This is a genomic window from Epibacterium sp. Ofav1-8 (assembly GCF_022348185.1).
In the GTDB taxonomy this organism is placed as follows: domain Bacteria; phylum Pseudomonadota; class Alphaproteobacteria; order Rhodobacterales; family Rhodobacteraceae; genus Epibacterium.
Genome location: NZ_JAKRFD010000014.1, coordinates 36,384 through 58,796 on the forward strand (window position 1 = coordinate 36,384; position 22,413 = coordinate 58,796).

Genomic DNA, 22,413 nt, shown 5'->3' on the forward strand with positions numbered 1-22,413 from the left:
TAGCATGTGAGCGCACGATTCTGCCACCCGGAATACGCGTATCGGACGCAGCTGGCAACGGGAACCGGCCCCTCGGCGCATCGCCGCCGTCCGGCCCTGTCCGCTGGCGATGCGGGATGCGCCCACACGCCTCCTGCCACGCCGATAGTGACGCGAGCATAGCAGATCCTGCGATGACCCTATCAACATCGGCGTACGGGCGCCCCGGAACACCCTGCACACCAACCCCTTTTTTGTCCTTTTGGTCAAATTTTATCGCAGATCCTGCTTCGCAAGCTTGCAATCGCGGGGGTGGACGTGCGATTTTATCTGCAAATCTTTTGAGGACTCCCGCACATGGACAGCCAAATCGCAGAAGCCTCTGCCGCCAAAGCCGCTGCACCGACCTCCGGTCACGGCTCCGACAGCGCCCTGCCCCGCAATCCCGGTGTCGCACTCGATCTGGACTGGGCGCTGGGGCTGGAGGCCAATACCTCCGCCATCGAACGCCGCTGTGCCAGCCTGCCCGGCCGCCGCACGGTCAAGAAGGACCATCAGGCCGCGTGGCTTCTGAAGGCCGTCACCTGCATCGATCTGACGACCCTGGCCGGCGATGACACCGAAGCGCGGGTCCGCCGCCTATGTGCCAAGGCTCGCCAACCGGTCCGCGCCGACATCCTGTCGCAGCTTGGCATGCCAGAGATCACCACCGGCGCGGTCTGCGTCTACCACGACATGATCCCGGCCGCGGTCCGCGCCCTGCATGGCACCCAGATTCCGGTCGCTGCGGTCTCCACCGGGTTTCCGGCCGGTCTGTCGCCCTTTCACCTGCGACTGGAAGAGATCAAGGAAAGCGTCAAGGCCGGGGCCACCGAGATCGACATCGTGATTTCCCGCCGCCATGTGCTTTCGGGCAACTGGCAGGCGCTCTATGACGAGATGAAAGCCTTTCGTGCCGCCTGTGGTGACGCCCACGTCAAGGCGATCCTGGCCACCGGCGAACTCGGCACCCTGCGCAACGTCGCCCGGGCCTCGATGATCTGCATGATGGCGGGCGCCGACTTCATCAAGACCTCCACCGGCAAGGAAGGGGTGAATGCCACCCTGCCCGTGTCTCTGGTGATGATCCGCGCCATTCGCGACTATTACGAGCGCACCGGCTTTCATGTCGGCTACAAACCCGCTGGCGGCATTTCCAAGGCCAAGGATGCGCTGGTCTATCTTGCGCTCATGAAAGAAGAGCTGGGCAAGCGCTGGGTGCAGCCCGACCTGTTCCGCTTTGGCGCGTCCAGCCTGCTTGGCGATATCGAACGCCAGCTCGAACACCACGTGACCGGCGCCTATTCCGCTGGCTACCGCCACCCGATGGCGTGAGGAAGAACCGATGACAATCAAAGAGATCTTCGACACCATGGAATATGGCTCCGCCCCCGAAAGCGCCGCTGATGTCTATGCCTGGCTGGTCGACCAGGGCAGCCGCTTCGGCCATTTCATCAACGGGGAGTTCACCGCCCCGGGCAAAGGGTTCGAGAGCAAGAACCCCGCAACCGGAGAGGTGCTGGCAGAGCTGACCCAGGCCACCAAGAAAGACGTGGATGCCGCGGTCAAAGCCGCCCGCGCCGCCCAGGATGACTGGGCCGCGATGGGGGGCTCTGGTCGGGCAACCTACCTCTATGCCATTGCCCGCCTGTTGCAGAAACACAGCCGCCTGTTTGCGGTGCTGGAAACGCTGGACAACGGCAAGCCGATCCGCGAGAGCCGCGACATCGACATTCCGCTTGTGCAGCGGCATTTCTATCACCACGCGGGCCATGCCCAGCTGATGGACGCGGAAATGACGGACCGCGAGCCGCTCGGGGTCTGCGGCCAGATCATTCCGTGGAATTTCCCGCTGCTGATGCTGGCCTGGAAAGTGGCGCCCGCGCTTGCGATGGGCAACACGGTGGTGCTGAAACCGGCGGAGTACACCTCGCTGACCGCGCTGCTGTTTGCCGACATCTGCCGCCAGGCCGGCCTGCCCAAAGGGGTCGTGAACATCGTCACCGGCGATGGCGCCGTGGGCGAGATGATCGTCAAGGCCGACGTGGACAAGATCGCCTTCACCGGCTCCACCTCGGTGGGGCGCAAAATCCGCGAAGCCACCGCGGGCACCGGCAAGGCCCTAACCCTAGAGCTGGGCGGCAAGAGCCCCTACATCGTGTTTGACGACGCCGATCAGGACAGCGCGATCGAGGGTCTGGTGGACGCGATCTGGTTCAATCAGGGCCAGGTCTGCTGCGCGGGCTCGCGCCTGCTGGTGCAGGAAAGCGTCGCCGAGCAGTTTCACAAGAAACTGCGCGCACGGATGAAAACGCTGCGGCTGGGCGACCCGCTCGACAAATGTATCGATGTGGGCGCCGTGGTGGACCCGGTGCAACATGCCGAAATCACCCGGCTGGTCGCAACCGCCAAGAACTGCACCGTGCACCAGTCCGCCATCAACATGCCGGCCACGGGCTGCTTCTTCCCGCCCACCCTGATCGAGGGGCTGTCGCCTGCCGACCCGCTGATGCAGGAAGAGATCTTTGGCCCGGTGTTGGTCTCCACGACGTTCCGCACGCCATCCGAGGCGGTGGAGCTGGCCAACAACACCCGCTACGGGCTGGCCGCGACGCTCTGGACCGAGAACGTCAACCTGGCGCTGGATATCGCACCCAAGCTGGTCGCGGGCGTGGTCTGGGTCAATGGCACCAACATGTTCGACGCCGCCGCCCCCTTTGGCGGCGTGCGCGAAAGCGGCTTTGGCCGCGAAGGTGGGGTGGAGGGGCTCATGGCCTATACCAAACCCATCGGCGACACAGATCCGCTGAAACCTGTCGCGGCGTTTGAAGGCAGCGACAAGAGGGCTGCCCCGACCGGTATCGACCGCACGGCCAAGATGTACATCGGCGGCAAGCAGGCCCGCCCCGACAGCGGCTATGCGCGCGCCGTGTATGGCCCCAAAGGCGACCTGCTGGGCCACGTGGGCGCAGGCAGCCGCAAGGATGTGCGCAACGCGGTCGAAGCCGCCAATGCCGCCAAAGGCTGGGCCAAGACCACAGGCCACCTGCGCGCGCAGATCCTGTATTACCTGGCCGAGAACCTCGCCGCCCGCGCCGGGGAATTTGCCGCGCGCATCGATGCGATGACGGGCAAGGGCGACGGTGCCGCGGAGGTCGAAGCCTCGCTGCAACGGCTGTTCTCTGCTGCCGCCTGGGCGGACAAATACGACGGGCTGGCGCATGGCGTGCCGATCCGGGGCGTGGCGCTTGGCATGAAGGAGCCCGTGGGCACCATCGGCATCCTCTGTGCCGATGAAGCGCCGCTTCTGGGTCTGATCTCTGCCATGGCCCCGGCCATTGCCATGGGCAACCGGGTGGTGCTGGCGGCGTCCCAGGCCTTCCCGCTGGCGGCCACGGATCTCTATCAGGTGCTTGAGACCTCTGACGTGCCTGCGGGTGTGGTGAACATCCTCACCGGCGCACACAAGGATCTCGGCGACACCATGGCCAAGCACCTCGACATCGACGCGGTCTGGAGCTTCTCCTCCACCGACCTGTCGAAGACGATCGAGGCCGCCTCCGCCGGCAACCTCAAGCGAACCTGGGTCAACAATGCCTGCGCCTTTGACTGGTCGCGCGACCACTCCAAACGGTTCTTGCAGGCGGCGACCGAGGTGAAAACCGTCTGGATTCCCTACGGCGAGTAACTCATTCCCCCTGACACAGAAAAACGGCGCGGCTCCGATGTGGAACCGCGCCGTTTTTGTTTATTGACTGGCGCCCGCCCGGACCAAAGCACGGGCGCAGAGCCACGGGTTTTAATCGGTGGACCTCAGCCCCTCGGGCTCTCCGACCACAACAAACCGCAGCCCCTCGGGATCAAGCAGTTCCTTGGCCACCCGGTTCACATCCTCCAGTGTCACCGCCTCGACCTTGTCGTTGCGGGTGACCACATAATCCGTGGGCAGATCATCCATCTGCATCGATACCAGGATCGAGGCGATCTGGCTGTTGCCATTGAACCGCAAGGGGTAGGCACCGGTCAGATAGGTCTTGGCGTCCTGCAGTTCCGCTTCGGTCACACCGCCCTCGACCAGGGCCTGCCACTGGTCGCGCACCACACCGACCGCTTCGGCCATCTTCTCATTGGCAGAGGCAAAGGACCCCATATAGGTCGAGGCCAGATCACGCGGCACCAGATAGCTGTAGGCGCCATAGGTGAGGCCGCGTTTGGTGCGCACTTCCTGCATCAGGCGCGTCTCAAAAGACCCACCGCCGAGGATCTGGTTCAGCACATAAGCGGCAAAGAAATCCGGATCGTGCCGGTCGATACCCTCTTGACCAAAAAGCGCCACCGACTGCGGCGTGGCAAAGGGCACCACCGTGGTGCCACCGGTCAGCAGCACCTCCGCCGGGCCGGGCATCGGCGCGCCCTCGGCGGGCAGTGCCCCCAGAAGATCGTCCAGGATCGTCCCCAGCTCTTCGGGGGTGATATCCCCCACAGCGCTGACATAGAGCCTGTCACGGGCAAACACCGCCTCATGCGCGGCGAACATGTCCTGCCGCGTCAGCTCCGAAACACTCTCAACCGTGCCCTTGCCGCTGCTGCCGTAGGGGTGGTCGCCAAACGCCAGCTTGGCAAAGGTCTTGCCGGCAATCGCATTGGGATCGGTCTGGTCAGAGCGCAGCCCCACCAGCACCTGGGCCCGCACCCGGTCCAGCGCATCCTGATCGAAACGTGGCTCCTGAATGGTCTGGCGCAGAAGCTCCATCACCTCATCGCGGTTTTCGGTCAGGAAACTGGCGGAGATCGCGACCATGTCCTTGTCGGCATCATAGGAAAAATTGGCCGCCAGAGCCTCGACCGCACGGGCGTAGTCCTGCGCGCGCAGCTCTCCTGCTCCCTCTTCCAACAGGCCGCCCATCAGATGCACGGCCCCGCGTTTGCCGGGCGCATCCAGCGACGTGCCGCCGCGAAACCGCAGCTCCAGCGCGGAGAAAGGAATGCTGTGGTCCTCGACCAGCCACGCCTTGATCCCGCCGGGCGAGGTGACTTCCTTGATGTCGATCTCAGCCCGCGCCACCTGCGCGGCAAACAGCAGTGCGACACCGATCACCAGCGCCAAAAGGGCACGTTTCAGCGGTTGCAGATCAAGGGCGCGCACACGGGCGGATGTTGTGGTCCGGCTCATTGGTCAGCCTCCTGCTGGCTTTGGATCAGGTAACCGGTGACAGAGGCCTCGGGGCGCAAAACTTCGCGTGCGACGGCAATAATCTCATCCTCCGTGATGGATTGCAGCACGCGCGGCCAGTCCTGCACATCCTCGACCGTCAGCCCCGACGTAAGGGCGCGACCGTAGCGGTTGGCGATGCGGTCCACATCGTCGCGGGCATAGATTTCCGACGCCCGCAGTTGCAGTTTGATCCGCTCCAGCTGCTGACTGTCGACACCGGTGGCCAGAAACTGCTGCACGGTCCGGTCGAGCGCGGCCTCGGCGTCCTCAAGCGTCACGCCGTCGGCGGGCACGATCACAAAATCAAATGTGGTATCATCCAGCGATACCCCGGAATAGAAGGCCGCCGTATAGACCGCCACCTGCTGTTCGAACTGCAAGGCATTGGCCAGATACGACGTGCTGCCACCGCCCAGCAACTGTGACAACAGATAGAGCGCCGCCGCTTTCTCCTGACTGCCGCTGTCGCGTTCCGGCGCCAGATAGGACCGCTGCACATAGGGTTGCGAGACGCGCGCATCGGCGAACGTCAGACGCCGCGCCGCGGTTTGCGGCGGCTCCTCGCTGCGCAGCCGCTCCGGCAGCTCCGGGTTGGCCGGGATCACGCCATAATAGGTGTCCGCCAGTTCGCGCACCGCATCCGGTTGCACGTCACCTGACACCACGAGGATCGCATTGTTGGGCGCGTAGTAGGTGCCGTAGTAGGACAGCGCGTCCTCCATCGACAGGGTTTCCATCTCGTGGCGCCAGCCAATCACCGGCTGCCCGTAGCGATGGTTGAGATACTGCACCGCCCGCATCTGTTCGCGGAACAGGGCGCTGGGATCATTGTCGGTGCGCTGGTTGCGCTCTTCCAGGATCACCTCGCGCTCGGTGACGATGTCGGTCTCGGTCAGGCGCAGATTGCGCATCCGATCCGCTTCCATCTGCATCATCAGCTCTAGCCGGTCGGCGGCAACACGCTGAAAATAGGCCGTGTAATCGTAGCTGGTGAAAGCATTGTCGCGGCCACCATTGCGCGCAACCGTGGCGGACAACTCTCCGGGCTCCAGCGTATCGGTGCCCTTGAACAGCAGATGTTCGAGGAAATGCGCCACACCGCTCTGGCCGACAGGCTCATCCGCCGAGCCCGCGCGGTACCAGACCATATGCTGCACCACCGGGGCGCGGTGGTCCTCGACCACCACCACCATCATGCCGTTGTCCAGCGTAAAGGTGGTCACCATGTCCACCCCGCTCTCGGCGCTGGTCTGGCTGTCGCTGGCAGCAATCTCCTGTGCGGACACCACAGGCACACCAAGACCTGCCGTCGAGAGCATCAGGGCACAGAGCGCAGCCCGCCAGCAGGTCCGAACCCCGGACGGAATCGCTGCCATAGACGTCATAGTTCCAATCCTCCAATTCCATCACCCGGGCGCAGGCGGTGCGTGCCCCGGGGCAGAGTCACATATGTCTGCCAAAGCTCAAGTTACGGCGCCTGCCGTCAGCCACAAGCCGGTTTGCCGAAATTGTGAAGGATTATTCGCCCTCTGGCGGCGCGGAGGGGGTCGGGACCCCGGCACGGCGATAGGCGGTGCTGACATCCTGCGGGTCCAGCGCCTGACGCTCATAGGTTTCCGCGTAGCGGTCGACCGGGAACAGCTTGATGTTGGCAAAGATCTTTGCCCGCTTGCGCCGTTGCTCATCGTCGGCAGACAGGCTTTCGCGAATGTCGCCTTCCACGCCATAGCGACTGGCTGCCGTCACCAGCGCCCCGTCTCCGGCAGGGATACCGGTGCCGGACGGGCGCCCGCCCAATGCGACGATGGCCTCGGCATTGGGGTCGCGATCCGTCCGATTGCTGCCCCCGGGCGTGGGCTCCGGCAATGCGGCATAGTTTTCCGGCGCTTCCAGTGGTTTGCTCGGCAACACCAGGAATTCGTCAGGGCTGTTGCGCCGCGCATCGAGATCATGCAGCGGCTTGTCACCACAGGCGGTCAGCAGCAGTACGGAACCCAGGATGATAGGTGCGGTCACAAAGCGCATGGGGCGCGGTCCTCTTCGACGTTTCGCTCACCTCTAGCGCAAATCGCGCAGGAGGTCACGCGGGCTTTTTCGCGCGGCCTTCGAACAGGATCAACCCCGCCGCCCCGGCAAAAATGAACACATCCGCAACATTGAAAACAAAGGGGTTCTGAATACCGCAACAGGACATGTTCAGGAAATCAAGCACATAGCCGTACAGACCCCGATCCAGCACATTGCCCAGGGCCCCGCCGACCACCAGCCCCGCACAGACCTGCATGATCCGGCTTTGGCCATGGCTGCGACGTACCCACAGGATCACCGCTGCGCAGATCACCAGTGAAATCACGATCAGGATCCAGCGACTGGCGTCGCTCTGGCCATCGAACAGGCCAAAGTTGATGCCCCGGTTTTCGCCGTAGCGAAAGGTCAGGAGCGGCGGAGCCACGTCGATCCGCAGCCGGGTCACCAGATCAAGGCCGAACACGACCGCGATCTTGGTCGCCTGGTCCACGATCAGCGCAAAAATGGCTGCGAGAATAAGCGCGTAGCTCCGCATATCAGATCAGACTCCGGGATCAGTGACGGAAGTGGCGCATGCCGGTGAAGACCATCGCCAGACCGGCCTCATTGGCGGCCTTGATGACCTCGTCATCGCGCATCGACCCGCCGGGCTGAATGACGCAGGTCGCGCCATTGGACGCCGCTTCCATCAGACCATCCGCAAAGGGGAAGAACGCATCGGATGCCACGGCAGAGCCTTTGGCAAGGCTCTCCGGCAGCTCCATCGCATCCGCCATCCGCTGCGCCTTGACGCCGGCGATGGTGGCCGAGTCCAGACGGCTCATCTGGCCGGCGCCCACGCCGACGGTCTGGCCGTCCTTCACATAAACGATCGCGTTGGATTTCACATGTTTGGCGACTTTCCACGCAAACAGAAGATCCGCCATTTGCTCATCGGTCGGCGCTTTTTCGGTCACCACCTTGAGGTCATCCATGGCGCGGTGGCCAACGTCCTTGTCCTGCACCAGCATGCCGCCAGAGACCTGACGGGTGGTCAGGCCTGCGTCCTGTGGGTTGGGCAGACCCTCAGTGATCAGCAGGCGCAGGTTTTTCTTCGCCGCAAAGATCGCCTTGGCCTCATCAGAGGCACCCGGCGCAATCACCACTTCGGTAAAGATCTGGGTGATCGCCTCGGCGGTTTCCGCGTCAAGCGGCATGTTGAGCGCCACAATACCGCCAAAGGCAGAGGTGCGGTCGCAGTCGAACGCCTTGTTATAGGCGTCCAGCAGGGTTGTGCCGCGCGCCACACCGCAGGGGTTGGCGTGTTTGATGATCGCCACCGCCGGGCCGTCGGCAGGCGCGAACTCACTCACCAGTTCAAAAGCCGCATCGGTGTCATTGATGTTGTTGTAGGAGAGTTCCTTGCCCTGCAGCTGCTGCGCGGTCGCCACGCCTGCCCGCTCGGTGCCATCGGTGTAGAAGGCCGCCTCCTGATGCGGGTTCTCGCCATAGCGCAGCGTCTGGGCGATCTGACCGGCAAAGGCCCGACGGCGCGGCGCTTCCAGACCGATCGCACCGGCCATCCAGTTTGATACGGCGGCATCATAGGCGGCGGTGCGCGCATAGGCGTTCTGGGCCAGCCACTGACGGAAGGCAAAGGAGGTCTGGCCATCATTCTGGTCCAGCTCTTCCAGCAGTACGCCGTAATCTTCGACATCCACCACGGTGTTGACAAACGCGTGGTTCTTGGCCGCCGCGCGGATCATCGCCGGGCCGCCGATGTCGATGTTTTCGATCATCTCGTCATAGGCCGCACCCCGCTTCAGCGCCGCTTCAAACGGGTAAAGGTTCACCACCAACAGGTCGATCTCGCCGATGCCATGCTCGGTCATCGCCGCCACATGGGCGTCATTGTCGCGCAGCGCCAGCAGGCCGCCATGCACCATCGGGTGCAGGGTCTTCACACGACCGTCCATCATTTCCGGGAAGCCGGTGACCTCCGACACATCTTTCACGGAGAGACCCGCATCACGCAGCGCTTTTGCAGTGCCACCGGTCGAGAGCAGTTCAACCCCGCGCTCAGCGAGGGATTTGCCCAGCTCGATCAGCCCGGTTTTGTCAGAGACGGACAGAAGGGCGCGGCGGACGGGGTGGAGGTCGGTCATCGGTGTCAGAATCCTTGTTCAGGTTCACTCTTCGTAAGCCATGGGTTCGTCGCGGGCCAGATCGCGCACGGCCACGGCCGTTTCCTGCGCCTTGCTGAGGGTCCAGCGGATCTGGGTCGCGTATTGAATGGCCCGGCCCGACAGGACAATTTGCAGCGATTGACGCGGCTTCAAGCGGGTCTTTTCCAGGTAGACGCTGGTTTCCAGCTTCAGATCGCATTGACCGTCGTGACGGAATACCCAGATTTCCCCACTCTTGAGCGCCATGGATACTGCCGCGCCGCCCAAGTCAAGGGCTGCGTCCACATCCGGGTGCAAATGGAACCGCAAATCAAAGCCGATGCCCTTCAGGCCGCCCGCATCCAGCGCCTTGTCAAAGCGTTTCTTGGCCGCGCCATCCAGCGCCAGCAACATATCCTCGCCCGAGAGCATGCGCCCATCCACCGACAATTCCAGCGAGCGGGCCGCCGTCACGCCAAAATGTCTGGCATAGCCATCATGGGCGCCCTGGAAACGATACCCGTCATCCAGGTCATCCCGCTCGATCGGCACCTCGGTGGGCGGCTCGATCAGGAACTCATGGCCGGTGCCCTTCTGTGGCGAGGCCAGCCGCGCGCTGGAATGCCCCTCGACACAGAGCGCCGAATGCGATGGCGTCGCCCGCCCGGCCCGACGCCACTCCAGACCGAAATTCTCCCCCGCGCCGCAGCTGACGATCAAGGGACGCCGCCCCGAGGTCAGCTCAAACGCCAATGTGGAGGCATGCGCATTATACGACGCCTTGCCAACCGGGGGCACTGTGGCATCGACAATGATCGAGGTGCGCCGGGCAGACAGTCGGGCAAACCCCATCGCAAGGCCTTCAAAGGGGCGCGCAGGCACTTGCGAAGCCGCCAGCGCATGATCAAGCCAGCCCTCCTGTCCGCGTCCACCGCCATGAAACCGCGCCAATGCGCCATCACTGTGGCGCAGGGCGCGCAGGGTCGGCGCGATCCTGTCGAGGGCTGCATGATGCTCGCGCGGCACCGATCGCCCCGCCTCATGCAGCGCCGCCGCCGCCCAGGTCAGCAGGGTGAACACATCCAGCAGCTCTTCGGGGTTGCGGGTCGGCAGGCCCCCGTCGGCATTGATCTGGATCGCGCAATCCTGAGCAAGCGCCTTGACCGCCGGATCCGCCAGTTCCTCGCAGCCCTTGAGCGCAAGCCCGGCGTAAATCAGCCCTGTCAGCGCCTCGAACCGTGGCAAGCCGGGGGATGCCCCCTTCCAGCGCTGTGCGAGGAACCAGGTTTGCTGCGACAGCGAGCGGTAAAAGGCATCAGAGGCAGCCTTGTCCTGACCACTCAACAGGAACAGCGCGTGGTTGATCCATCGAATCACCCGCCGCCCGGTCAAATCCGGCGACCAGCCCGGCCCTGTGCCATTGCCAAATTCATCGATCCAGCCCCAGACCCAATGCTGCGCCTTCTTGCGCGCCTTGATGTCCCCCACGGCGGCCAGATCGTCCAGCCAGGTGCAGCCCTGCCGCTCTGCCTCGAATGCAAAATCAGGTGAATCCACATCCCAGAGCCCGGTGGTGGCGCTTTCGACCAGATAGCCCGCAAACAACAGGTTGCCCGCCACAAGCTGCCGCCCGCGGGCAAAACTGCCAATGGTGCGCGGCTCCGGCTGGGACACAAACCCCGTGGCCGCAGGCTGCTTGCGCGCCTTCCAGGCGGTATAATGGTTCAGCAGCCGCGTGCCGCGACTGGCCATTCGATCATATCTGGACATGCACTCTTGCCTCACACGCCTTTGGCGTTTTGGCCAGAGGATAACGCGCCTGCCGCCGGGTGTCATGCGCTCTCTGCCCTCTGTAGGGCATCACGGCAAACTCTCCCGCCCGTCGCCGGATCATGCAGAGATGATCCGCTCCCGTTGGGCCCGGCGCCCTTCGGGCGCAGGCGGTGGCATTTCTGAGCGTTGTGATCAGTGCTCGGCCTTGACGAGTTCCGCCATGTAGAACCCGTCCATGCCGCCGATCTCGGGCCAATAATCCGGCCGAAGACGCAGGCCGCCTTCCTCGGTGATCCAAGCCGGCTCAATGCCTTCGAGTGCCTGAACCCTGTCGCCGATCCGGGCCTCAGGGAACATCTCCAATGCATCCTCGATCTGGCACTCGCCCTCATCCGGCAACAAAGAACAGGTGCAATAGACCAGCCGCCCGCCGGGCCGCACCAATGTCCACGCATGCGCCAGCATCTGCGCCTGCAACTCGATCAAGGCGCCAAAACCGGCCCCGTCCTTGGCGTGGGGCAGATCCGGGTGGCGGCGGATGGTGCCCGTCGCGGAACAGGGCGCATCCAGCAGAACCGCATCGTATTGCCCCTTTTGCGCAAGCACATCCCCCGCGATCACATTCGCCGAGAGCCCCGTGCGGGTCAGGTTCTCCTGCAGACGCGCCAGACGGCTCTCGGAAATATCAAGCGCTGTCACATCGGCCCCCGCCGCAGCCATCTGCAACGTCTTGCCCCCCGGTGCTGCACAGAGATCAAGCACCCGTTCACCTGCCTGCGCATGGATCAAACGGGCAGGCAGGGCTGCGGCTGCGTCCTGCACCCACCAATCGCCTTGCGCATAGCCCGGCAACGCCGAGACCTGCCCCGCGTCGTCCAATCTCAAACTACCTGTCGGAATTGGCTTACCCCCCAACGCCGAGAGATCTGCGCCTGGTTTAAAGCTCAGATCAAGCGGCGCGCCCTTCAAATGCGCAGCCTCGATGGCCAGCATAGCGTCACTGCCCCAGGCTTGCGCCAATGGGCTGCGCAGCCATTTCGGCAATCGTGGCACGCGCAGCTTGACCCACTCGGTCGGGCCATCTGTCGCCACTTTACGCAGAACCGCGTTGACCAGCCCCTTGAGCTGGGCGTGACGGCGATGACGCGCCACCAGATTGACGATATCATTCACCACCCCATGTGCAGCCCCGCCAGAACACAGTTCGACTGTTCCCAGACGCAATGCGTTTCTGACATGAAGCGCGGGGGGCTTGCGCAGATGTTTCGCCAACACCCGATCCGCGCGTTCGAGGGATCGCAACACGTCCAGCGCCAATCGCTGCGCGCGCGCGCGATCCGCAGGCTCCAGCCGCTCCAGCACCTGCGCTTGACACTCTGCAAGCAACAGCCCCTCGCCCAGAACCTTATCAAGAAGCGTTACAGCCGCACGGCGTGCGTCAGAGGCAGATGTGGGGCGGTCGGTCATGGCGGATGGCTCCTGATCGGGGATCGGCTTGTCCATAGCGGACGCGGGCGTATATCATGGTGTCAGGATAAAGAAACCCACCCTGCGGAGAAGCCCCCATGAGTGACGCCCCCGAATCCCAACGGGCAAAGGATCTGCCCGCAGCCGCCCAGCGCGCCCTTGCCGAGGCCGAGGAACGCCGCAAAGCCCGTGAGGCGCACCCCCCCCAGCCAACCGAACTGGGAGGCCGCGATGGCCCTGACCCAGCGCGCTATGGCGATTGGGAGAAAAAAGGCATTGCGATTGATTTTTGAGTTTGGCGCCTCAGGGGCGCTCACGCCGGGACAATTCAGGTTAGAAGAACGATAAGCCCTTCATCTTCTTCTAAATATCCCCGCCGGAGGCAGCCGCCCGCAAGGGCGGCCCATGATCCTCACAAGCCAAGCACGTCGATCATATCATAGGCACCGGCCGCTTTGCCCTGTCCCCAAAGCGCGGCCTTGAGCGCGCCACGTGCAAATATCGCACGGTCGGTGGCCATATGGCGCAGGACGATCCGTTCGCCAGCCGCCGCAAACAGCACATCATGTTCGCCCACAATGTCGCCGCCGCGAATGGCGGTGAAGCCGATGTCGCCTTTCTTGCGCGCCCCGGTGATGCCGTCCCGGCCCCGGTCCGCGACATCGGATAGTTTGACACCCCGGCCCTCGGCCGCTGCTTCGCCCAGCATCAAGGCCGTACCTGAGGGCGCATCGACCTTGTGATGGTGATGCGCCTCAATGACCTCAATATCGAATTCCTCATCCAGGGCCGCCGCAACCTTTTTGGTCAATTGCACCAGAAGGTTCACCCCAAGCGACATATTGCCCGCACGCACCAGCACGGTGTCGCGGGCGGCAGGGTCCAATGCTGCGATCTGCTCATCACTCATGCCGGTGGTGCCAATCACATGGACGCAGCCTGCCTGCGCGGCCAGCTTGGAAAAGGCGATAGTGGCCTCTGGTGCGGTGAAATCGATCACCGCCTGCGCCGCAGAGAAGGCTCCAAGCGCATCGTCGGTGACCGCCACGCCAAGCGCCGCGCCGCCCATGGCGATGCCAATGTCCTGACCGACCCAATCGTGACCTGGACGTTCCACCACGCCGGCAAGCTCCGCCTTGTCGCTCTCCAGCACCGTCTTGATCAACATTTGCCCCATGCGCCCTGAAGCGCCGGTGATCACGATCCCTGGTTTATCCGTCATGGCTTTACTCTCTGATTGGACTATCCGCTGGATTCCTCCTACCCTGACGAGGACCGCTTGGCAAAGGGCGGCTTTCGGCATAGATCGAGTCTCATGGCTAAGAACAAATTCCACGACGGCCCCGGCCCCTCCCAGCGTCAGCTTCGCGTCGGCGAAGTGATCCGCCGCACCCTCTCCGAGGTGCTGGCGCGCGGCGACATTCACGACCCGGACCTGAACCGTCTGTCCATCACCGTCGGCGAGGTGCGCACCTCGCCGGATCTGAAGATTGCCACCGCCTATGTGCTGCCCCTGGGCGGCAAGGGTCAGGAGGACGTGTTGCAACTGCTCGCCCGCAACAAGAGCGAACTGCGGCGCATGATCGGCAAGAAGACCGGGCTGAAATTCACCCCGGACCTGCGGTTCCAGATCGACGAGACCTTTGATCGGATGGATGACACCCGGCGCCTGTTCAATCAGGATGCGGTGCGCCGCGACATCGAGGACTGAAGCGATGCGCGTGCGCCGGTCGCTGAGCCTGCTTCTGGGTCTGGCCCTCTGGGCGGGACAGGGCGCGGCGGTCGAGTGCCGCGACGAGAGCTATCAGGGCAATCGCTATTCCCTGTGCGAAGTGGATGCCAGCCGCGAAGACCTGCGCCTGTTCCTGCGTGATGACACCGGCGCGGTCATGGGGCATTTCTCCACCATCGAAGACCGCCTCGCGGCCGAGAACAAGACCCTCACCTTTGCCACCAATGCGGGGATGTATCACACGGATCGCTCCCCGGTCGGGCTTTATGTCGAGGATGGCAACGAGGAAATGCGGCTGGTCACCAATCCCGGCCCCGGCAATTTCGGGCTCGTGCCCAATGGCGTGTTCTGCCTGCGCGAAGGCCGCGCCGATGTGATCGAAACGCTTGCCTTCGAGGCCAGCACGCCCAGCTGCACCAGCGCCACCCAATCCGGGCCGATGCTGGTTATCGACGGAGAGCTGCATCCGAGATTTCTGAAAGACAGCGATTCCCGCTATATCCGCAACGGGGTCGGCACCAGCGCCGATGGCCGCCGCGTGGTTTTTGCGATCTCGCGCAACACGGTGAACTTCCACGACTTTGCCAGCCTGTTTCGCGATCATCTAGACCTGCCGCAGGCGCTCTATTTTGATGGCAATATCTCGCGATTGCACGCCCCCGACCTCAACCGCTCTGATGCGGGGTTCATGATGGGGCCTGTGGTTGGCGTGGTGGAGGATCTCGCAGAGGACGACGCAGGCACGCTGCAGAATTGACAGCCTGCCCGCGCTGCGCTACCTCGCGCGCCTTATCCGACATTTCTGGGGACATTCATGGGACGCAAACGCAAGGGACGCGACATTTCCGGCTGGCTGGTGGTGGACAAACCCGCAGGCCTCACGTCGACCGCTGTGGTCAACAAGGTCCGCTGGGCGTTTGACGCCAAGAAGGCCGGTCACGCCGGCACACTCGACCCCGACGCCACCGGCGTTCTGGCCGTCGCTCTGGGCGAGGCCACCAAGACCGTTCCCTTCATCACCGACGCCATGAAAGCCTATACGTTCACGGTGACGCTGGGGGCCGCGACCAACACAGATGACGCCGAGGGCGAGGTAATTGCAACCTCTGCCGAGCGTCCCTCGGATGAAGACATCAAAGAGGCGTTGCTTGGATTCATTGGCGAAATCCAGCAGGTACCGCCGAAGTTTTCAGCCGTGAAAGTCGACGGCCAGCGCGCCTACAAACTCGCCCGGGATGGCGAAGAGGTCGAGCTGTCCTCCCGCCCGCTCTGGGTTGAGGAATTGGTGATGCTGGACCGCCCCGACGCGGACCACGTGGTGCTGGAGATGACCTGCGGCAAGGGCGGCTATGTGCGGTCCATTGCCCGAGATCTGGGCGAGAAACTCGGTTGCCTCGGCCATGTTCAGGAACTGCGTCGGATCTGGTCCGGCCCGTTTGATGCCGAGGACGGCGTCACGCTGGAACAGATTGACGATCTGGCAAAGTCGCCCGAGATCGATCAGTTCCTGCGGCCGCTCGAAGAAGGGCTTGCGGATCTGCCGGAACTGAAATGCACGCCACAGGGCGCAACCCGGCTCAGAAACGGCAACCCCGGCATGGTGATCGCATCGGACGTGGAGTACGGCGACGAGGCATGGGCGTCGCTTGAGGGCAAAGCGGTTGCCGTCGGGATCTACAAGGCAGGTGAATTGCATCCATCGCGGGTGTTCAATCAGGAGTGACACGCCATCACGCAGGCGCATCACCTCCGCGGCACATCCGTTAACATCATGTAAATGATAGGAAAAAAACGCTGACCCATTGTTTCGCACGCGAAACAATGGGTCATATGCGTTGACCTACAAATGCCGCAATGCGACCGCGAGATCAGGCCATTTCCATAGGGAATTGCGCAGCGCGCAGCGATACGCCAAAACCCTCACCATGATCACCCGCCATCACATCAAGGGCGACGCGCCCTCCACCGCCCTTTATTCGGACTGCGAAACCTATCGCTACAGCCTGACACGCGTCTGGGAGCCTCATGGGCAAAAGGTGATGTTTGTGATGCTCAACCCATCCAAAGCCACCGAGGTGCAGAACGACCCCACCATCGAGCGCTGCGAAAGGCGCGCACGGGCCTTAGGGTTTGGCGGGTTTCAGGCCACCAATATCTTTGCCTATCGCGCCACCGATCCCCGCGACATGCGTGCGGCCCCCGATCCCGAAGGACCGGAGAATATGTCGGTGCTGCTTGCCGGGGTGGATTGGGCGGACATGGTGATCTGTGCGTGGGGCACCCATGGCGCGCATCGCAATCAAGGTCCCGAGGTTGCCACTCGCCTGCGTGCCACGGGCCGCCCTCTGCACCACCTGGGCCTGAGCAAAGCCGGCCATCCCAAACACCCGCTCTATATTCCCTATGCGCAGACGCCGTTGCTTTGGCCGGACCAGTCCACGCGATAAGGAGATTGTTAACCCATGTTCCTGTTTTGTTTTGAGATGGGCAACGGGGTGTGTCACACTCGAAACTGGTGTCGTAGCTGGAACGAAGTGGACCAGTACAGTGTTGTGGTTAGCCAGTATTCTCGGGATCGTTGCTGTTGGCAGCGCGGTCATGATCGACTTCGAATCCGATGAGGATGACGAAGATGACAGCAATGCCCCCGACGCAGGCAGCGAAGCGGGGGGGAGCACGATCGTGTCCCCTGATGTGTTTCTGTCCGGCGCAAGCGGCGATGATGAGCCAGACACCGACACGCCCCAGGATGATGGCGCGAACGCGGTGATGACCGGGACGTCCGATCTCGACCACCTTTCCGGCACCGCCGCTGACGAGGCGGTCTTGGGGCTCGACGGGGACGACCAGATCCACGGATATGGCGGCAACGATTCCCTTGATGGTGGCGATGGCCGGGATCAGATCTTTGGCGGCGAGGGCAGCGATAGCCTGCTCGGCGGCAGCGGCGATGATACGCTGCACGGCGAAGATGGCACGGATACGCTCGACGGCGGCGAGGGCGACGACACGCTGTATGGGGGATTTGGCGACGACCGGATGACCGGCGGAACCGGTGCGGATTCGCTGCACGGCGGGGTCGGTCAGGACACGCTGACGGGGCAGGCCGGCGCAGATGCCCTGCATGGCAACGACGGGGATGATGTCCTGGCTGGTGGGGCCGGACAGGACGTGCTTTTCGGTGGGCAAGGCAATGACACCCTCAATGGGGCCGATGATGGCGACACCGCCGATTTCCTGAACGGCGGCGACGGGGCTGATACGCTGATCGCAGGCGCCTACGACGTCGTTACAGCGGGAGATGGCGCCGATCAGATCCTGTTGGGCGACTGGATTGCCGGCGGACAGGTCGACCTGATCGATTTCGACAGCGCGGAAGACCAGTTGCTGCTGATCTATGATGGTGCCCTGGGGGAGCCCAGCGTGGACGTCGACGACGACCCGGACAATCCGGATCAGCGGATCATACGACTTGACGGCGAGGAGGCCATGCGGCTCACCGGCGCCGAAGACCTGAGCGCCGAAGATATCCTGTTGGTCGAGGCCAGCGATGAGGATGTCGCCTATCTCCCGCTGCCCGAGTGACAACGCCGGCATGCCCACGGCAGGCTCGCTTCTCAGCACTGCTTGCGCAGTCTGTTTTCAGCAGTCCGTTTCACAGGTGTTTCGCTTCGGGCTTTGCCCGAAGCGACCGGCGCGGCGCAGGCCTTTCTGGCCTGCGCCGCGCCGGCTCCGATACCGTGACGGATTTCCTTCGGAACACAGGGCCGGTTTGCACGGCACCGCAGTGTCAGGCATGCTCCAAAGACAGGTGCTGGGCTGGCCCCGCCGTGTGTCGGCCCATGGCCTTGTGATGCGCAGGGCGTTGTGCGGAGCCGCACTGCCGGTGCACAGCGCCTCACCATGGGATCTGGTCCGGCATGCAACCAATGGCGCCTTGCACCGGTTCATCGCCCTGTCCCGCCAGTCACCGGCCTGGCGATGACGTCACAACAAGACCGGGAACGTTTGGTGGCAACTTCTTTCGCCCGCCCAGGATCTCAGGTGTCGGGCCGGTCCCTGACATGATCGCCTCGCAGCGCGGGTTGCCAGGCAGGCCGCGTCCTTTTCCTTTGCAAATCGCGGTGAAATCCCGTAGGCACCCGCATCCGCTGCGGAATCACATGGTGATCCCGGGTGGAGCACTCCATGGGCCTGTGCTGGACGACATCCCGGCCAGAGCCATCCACACACATCTTATGAAGGAGACCCCGATGTCGATTACTGCCGAAGAAAAAACACGCTTGATGAAAGAATTCGCAACCAAAGACGGCGACACCGGTTCCCCGGAAGTCCAGGTTGCAATCCTGACCTCGCGCATCAACACCCTGACCGAGCACTTCAAGACCCACAAGAAGGACAACCACGGCCGCCGTGGTCTTCTGAAGATGGTCGCCCAGCGCCGCAAATTGCTGGACTACCTGAAAGGGAAAGAAGAAGCACGCTATCTTGACCTGATCAAGAAGCTGGGCATCCGTCGCTAAGACGCCCTCAGCATTGTCAATCAGGAACGCCCGCCCTGCTCAGGAGCGGGCGTTTCCTTTGGCACTTGCGGCGATGTTCCCCTGGCGCATGCGTTGCCATCGCCTGCGTCTCTGGGTAAGGGGAGGGTGCAATAATCAGCCAGGCAAGATGTCCCCCGACGTCCTCCCCCGCGACCACAAAACCGTGAGGGACACATCATGATGCATCGCATCACTTCGAGGAACATCGCCACCCTTCTGCTTGGCACCGCCATACCGCTTGCATCGGCGGCGGGGGCGCAGGATCTGACCGACGCCTTCATGCTCGACGACATTCGCGTCGAAGCACCGGACGCACAGGCGCTGCTGGGCAACGACGAAATCACCGAAGAGGAAATCGCCGCGCGCAACCCCTCTTCCACAAAGGATGTCTTTGTCGGAGAGAGCGCAGTCACCACCGGGGGCGGCGCAGCGATCGCGCAGAAGGTCTATGTGAACGGGATCGAGGAAAGCCTGCTCTCCGTCACCATCGACGGCGCGCGGCAGAACAAATCCGCCTTTCACCACACCGGCAATGTGCTGCTGGATCCGGAGGTGCTGAAACAGGTCGAGATCAGCAAAGGTCTGGCCCCCGCGGATGCCGGTGCGGGCGCCCTGGCCGGTTCGGTCGCCTACGAGACCAAGGACGCGAGCGATCTGCTGGATGCCGGTGACAATTTTGGCGGCCGCCTGCGCCTGTCAACCGACAGCAATGCCAACAGCCGCGAAGGGTCGCTGACCATCTACGGAATCGAAGGCGGGTTTGAATACGTGCTGAGCCACACCCGCCGCACCAGCGATGACTACAAGGATGGCGACGGCAACACCGTGACCGGCACCCGCGCCGACCTGACCGACTATGTGGGCAAGTTCGCCTATGAAAGCCTTGAGGGGCACCGGTTCGAATTTGCCGCCTCGCGCACCGAGGATACGGGGTTGCGGGCTGCGCAGCCGGGACCGGGTGGCCTGTTCTTCACCCGCCCGGATTTCTGGGGCGTCAACGGCACCAACAGCACGCTGATCGAGGCGCTGTCACGACGCACCTCCTACACCTTCTCCTACCGGAACACGCAGGCAACCGGCATCTGGAACCCCGAATTCCAGCTCAGCCACAACGCGCAGGAAATTGATGCCAGCGGCGTCTATGGCGTCAACAAGAGCTTGAGCGGGACGCTGAAGAACCGCTTCGACATTGCCGGGGGCAATGTGACCGCGGGGATCGACTTTTTCCGGGAAACGGCAGAGGGCGAAGGCCGGGGCCCCGGCCCCGCTCTGGGCAGCAGCGGCGAAGAAGAGCTCCGCAATATCGGGCTGTTTGCGCAGGCCCGGCAGGACATCGGCACGCGGGTCTCGGTCAGCTATGGTGCGCGCATCGACACGCAGAAGTTTACCGGCGCCGATGGGTCCGAGTTTTCCGAGACCGGCCTGAGCGTCAACGGCACCGTTGATGTCGTGCTGTCCGACACCTGGTCGCTGAACGCAGGTCTGGCCTCCTCCTGGGGCGGTTTCGAGCTGGGCGAGGCTGCGCTTGTGAACTTCGGAGGGGCGTGGAACTACGCCGGGTTCACCTCCTCGCGTGCAAACGCTGGCCGGATCGGTCTGCGCTTTGACAATGGCGCCTGGAAGGCCAGCGCGGCGCTGTTCCAGACCAATGTGGATGACATCGCAGCGGTGCTGCCGTCCAGCGGTGCGCGTGGGGCCCTGTCCGATCTGCGCAGCCGCGGGATCGACACCTCGCTGCAATACACCTGGGATCGCGGGTTTGCGCGGGTGAATTGGACCTATGCCGATGTGGAGGTGGATGACGCAGCTGTTGGATCGACCGCATACTATCTCGGTCGTCCGATGGGGCACCTCATCGCGCTCGAAGCGGGGATGGACCTGTCCTCGCAATGGCGCATCGGTGGATCGGCCGAAATCGCGCTGGAAAACGATGAGGCCGGCACCACCCTGCCGAGCTATGAGGTTGTCAATCTCTACGCCACCTATGTGCCCGCACGCTACGACGCCCTCGAGCTGCGTCTGGACCTGCGCAACCTGTTTGACGAGACCTATGCCAGCCGGAGCTCCGACGGGATCGGCAGCAGCCGGGTTGTGGCCTTGAATGAACCGGGCCGCGCCATTGCGCTGACCGCACGTCTGCGGTTCTGATCTGCACCACAGCTTGAAGTGCCCCACCGCGTCCCCTGAAGGGGGCGCGGTTTTTCACATTATAGGGGGCTTGCCTCTTTTGGCACTTCGTGATTGTTACATTATAACATTTCACACAGGAGTCGCAGATGTCCGATCCCCGCCTTCCCGTCACCGTCCTCTCCGGTTTTCTCGGAGCGGGCAAAACGACGCTTCTGAACCGTATCCTGAACAACCGCGAAGGCCGCCGGGTGGCGGTGATCGTGAACGACATGAGCGAGGTCAACATTGATGCCGATCTGGTGCGCGAGGGCGGCGCAGACCTGAGCCAGACCGAGGAAACGCTGGTGGAGATGTCAAACGGCTGCATCTGCTGCACCCTGCGCGATGATCTCCTGGCGGAGGTGCGCCGCCTCGCCGCTGAACAGCGGTTTGACTATCTGCTGATTGAATCCACCGGGATCTCGGAACCGCTGCCCGTCGCCGCGACCTTTGATTTCCGCGATGCCGAGGGAGAGAGCCTCTCGGATGTGGCGCGTCTGGACACGATGGTCACGGTGGTCGACGCGGTGAACCTGCTCAGGGATTTTGCCAGCCACGACCTGCTGGCAGACCGGGGCGAAACGCTGGGCGAAGAGGACGAGCGCTCCCTCGTGCATCTGCTGACCGATCAGATGGAATTTGCGGATGTGGTGGTGCTGAACAAGGTGAGCCTTGCCAGCCCCGAACAAGTGGACGCCGCACGCAAGATCATCCGCAGCCTCAACGCCGATGCCGAGATCATCGAGACCGATTTCAGCGAAGTGCCTGCCGACAAGATCCTCGACACCAAGCTGTTTGACTTTGAAAAGGCACACGAGCATCCGATGTGGGCCAAGGAGCTATACGGCTTTGCCGATCATGTGCCGGAAACCGAAGAATACGGTATCGCGTCCTTTGTCTATCGCGCGCGGGCGCCGTTTGATCCCGGTGAATTGCATGCTGTGCTGAACGGCAATCTGCCCGGCGTGATCCGCGCCAAGGGCCATTTCTGGGTTGCCACCCGTCCCGAGTGGGTGGCGGAATTTTCGCTCGCGGGGGCGCTTTCGAGCGTGGCGCCGCTGGGCACATGGTGGGCCTCCGTACCTGCCGAACGCTGGCCGACCCACCAGCAGGCGCGTGACTATATGCAGGCCCATTGGCAGGAGCCCTTTGGCGATCGCCGTCAGGAACTGGTGTTCATCGGCGCAGGCATCGACTGGCCCGCCCTGAAGGCCACACTGGATGCTTGCCTGATCCGCGAAGCAACGGCCGAGACTCTGCCGGACTACGCGGATCTGGACGATCCCTTCCCGCTGTGGCGGCGGGCCGATCAGGCGGCGTAAC

19 protein-coding genes are annotated in these 22,413 nt (G+C 63.2%); 11 read left to right on the plus strand and 8 right to left on the minus strand.

The annotated features are described in order from the left end of the window. The first annotated feature begins 336 nt into the window (after positions 1–336). Complete coding sequence (deoC, locus tag MHM97_RS19030) at positions 337–1,353, plus strand: deoxyribose-phosphate aldolase (RefSeq protein WP_239324452.1); 1,017 nt, start codon at positions 337–339, stop codon at positions 1,351–1,353. Positions 1,354–1,363: 10 nt separating this feature from the next. Beyond that, the gene (locus MHM97_RS19035) at positions 1,364–3,706 is read left to right on the plus strand and encodes an aldehyde dehydrogenase family protein (RefSeq protein ID WP_239324454.1); all 2,343 of its coding nucleotides are present in this window, start codon (positions 1,364–1,366) and stop codon (positions 3,704–3,706) included. Between the two features lie 111 nt (positions 3,707–3,817). On the opposite strand, the gene MHM97_RS19040 is transcribed toward MHM97_RS19035, so the two are convergent. The 7 genes from MHM97_RS19040 to MHM97_RS19070 all read right to left on the minus strand — a co-directional run bounded on the left by MHM97_RS19040 (position 3,818) and on the right by MHM97_RS19070 (position 12,645). Next, positions 3,818–5,191, minus strand: coding sequence for a M16 family metallopeptidase (locus MHM97_RS19040; protein WP_239324457.1), 1,374 nt, complete (start codon positions 5,189–5,191; stop codon positions 3,818–3,820). Next, positions 5,188–6,618 carry a M16 family metallopeptidase gene (locus MHM97_RS19045; RefSeq protein WP_239324467.1) on the minus strand — a complete coding sequence of 477 codons (1,431 nt, stop codon included), beginning with the start codon at positions 6,616–6,618 and terminating at the stop codon, positions 5,188–5,190. Before MHM97_RS19045 ends, MHM97_RS19040 begins: the two co-directional genes overlap by 4 nt. A 133-nt stretch (positions 6,619–6,751) precedes the next feature. Further along, entirely contained in the window at positions 6,752–7,258 is a 507-nt protein-coding gene (locus MHM97_RS19050) for a DUF3035 domain-containing protein (RefSeq protein WP_239324469.1), read from the minus strand. Between the two features lie 55 nt (positions 7,259–7,313). Further along, the gene (gene lspA / locus MHM97_RS19055) at positions 7,314–7,796 is read right to left on the minus strand and encodes a signal peptidase II (RefSeq protein ID WP_239324471.1); all 483 of its coding nucleotides are present in this window, start codon (positions 7,794–7,796) and stop codon (positions 7,314–7,316) included. A gap of 19 nt (positions 7,797–7,815) precedes the next feature. Then, positions 7,816–9,405 carry a bifunctional phosphoribosylaminoimidazolecarboxamide formyltransferase/IMP cyclohydrolase gene (purH, locus tag MHM97_RS19060; protein ID WP_239324473.1) on the minus strand — a complete coding sequence of 530 codons (1,590 nt, stop codon included), beginning with the start codon at positions 9,403–9,405 and terminating at the stop codon, positions 7,816–7,818. 24 nt (positions 9,406–9,429) lie between these two features. After that, entirely contained in the window at positions 9,430–11,175 is a 1,746-nt protein-coding gene (locus tag MHM97_RS19065; RefSeq protein WP_239324485.1) for a heparinase II/III family protein, read from the minus strand. A gap of 195 nt (positions 11,176–11,370) precedes the next feature. Beyond that, positions 11,371–12,645, minus strand: a complete 1,275-nt coding sequence (locus MHM97_RS19070; RefSeq protein WP_239324486.1) for an RsmB/NOP family class I SAM-dependent RNA methyltransferase — start codon at positions 12,643–12,645, stop codon at positions 11,371–11,373. A gap of 98 nt (positions 12,646–12,743) precedes the next feature. Between MHM97_RS19070 and MHM97_RS19075 the strand changes: the two genes are divergently transcribed. Next, positions 12,744–12,938 carry a DUF1674 domain-containing protein gene (locus MHM97_RS19075; RefSeq protein ID WP_239324487.1) on the plus strand — a complete coding sequence of 65 codons (195 nt, stop codon included), beginning with the start codon at positions 12,744–12,746 and terminating at the stop codon, positions 12,936–12,938. Positions 12,939–13,057: 119 nt separating this feature from the next. Here MHM97_RS19075 and dapB read toward each other — a convergent pair whose 3' ends face one another. Further along, entirely contained in the window at positions 13,058–13,867 is an 810-nt protein-coding gene (gene dapB, locus MHM97_RS19080) for a 4-hydroxy-tetrahydrodipicolinate reductase (protein ID WP_239324488.1), read from the minus strand. Between the two features lie 93 nt (positions 13,868–13,960). On the opposite strand from dapB, the gene rbfA reads away from it, so the two are divergent. The 8 genes from rbfA to zigA all read left to right on the plus strand — a co-directional run bounded on the left by rbfA (position 13,961) and on the right by zigA (position 22,412). Beyond that, positions 13,961–14,356 carry a 30S ribosome-binding factor RbfA gene (gene rbfA, locus MHM97_RS19085; protein ID WP_239324489.1) on the plus strand — a complete coding sequence of 132 codons (396 nt, stop codon included), beginning with the start codon at positions 13,961–13,963 and terminating at the stop codon, positions 14,354–14,356. A gap of 4 nt (positions 14,357–14,360) precedes the next feature. After that, positions 14,361–15,134 carry a phosphodiester glycosidase family protein gene (locus MHM97_RS19090; protein ID WP_239324490.1) on the plus strand — a complete coding sequence of 258 codons (774 nt, stop codon included), beginning with the start codon at positions 14,361–14,363 and terminating at the stop codon, positions 15,132–15,134. Between the two features lie 57 nt (positions 15,135–15,191). Next, positions 15,192–16,100, plus strand: coding sequence for a tRNA pseudouridine(55) synthase TruB (gene truB, locus MHM97_RS19095; RefSeq protein WP_239324491.1), 909 nt, complete (start codon positions 15,192–15,194; stop codon positions 16,098–16,100). A gap of 202 nt (positions 16,101–16,302) precedes the next feature. After that, positions 16,303–16,824, plus strand: coding sequence for a DUF1643 domain-containing protein (locus tag MHM97_RS19100; RefSeq protein ID WP_239324492.1), 522 nt, complete (start codon positions 16,303–16,305; stop codon positions 16,822–16,824). A 151-nt stretch (positions 16,825–16,975) separates the two neighbouring features. Then, complete coding sequence (locus tag MHM97_RS19105) at positions 16,976–17,962, plus strand: calcium-binding protein (protein ID WP_255729992.1); 987 nt, start codon at positions 16,976–16,978, stop codon at positions 17,960–17,962. A gap of 668 nt (positions 17,963–18,630) precedes the next feature. Continuing rightward, on the plus strand, positions 18,631–18,900 hold the full coding sequence (gene rpsO, locus MHM97_RS19110) for a 30S ribosomal protein S15 (RefSeq protein ID WP_239324499.1): 270 nt from the start codon (positions 18,631–18,633) through the stop codon (positions 18,898–18,900). A 198-nt stretch (positions 18,901–19,098) separates the two neighbouring features. Next, positions 19,099–21,069, plus strand: a complete 1,971-nt coding sequence (locus MHM97_RS19115) for a TonB-dependent receptor domain-containing protein (protein WP_239324501.1) — start codon at positions 19,099–19,101, stop codon at positions 21,067–21,069. Positions 21,070–21,197: 128 nt separating this feature from the next. Then, positions 21,198–22,412 carry a zinc metallochaperone GTPase ZigA gene (zigA, locus tag MHM97_RS19120; protein WP_239324512.1) on the plus strand — a complete coding sequence of 405 codons (1,215 nt, stop codon included), beginning with the start codon at positions 21,198–21,200 and terminating at the stop codon, positions 22,410–22,412. Position 22,413 lies beyond the last annotated feature (1 nt).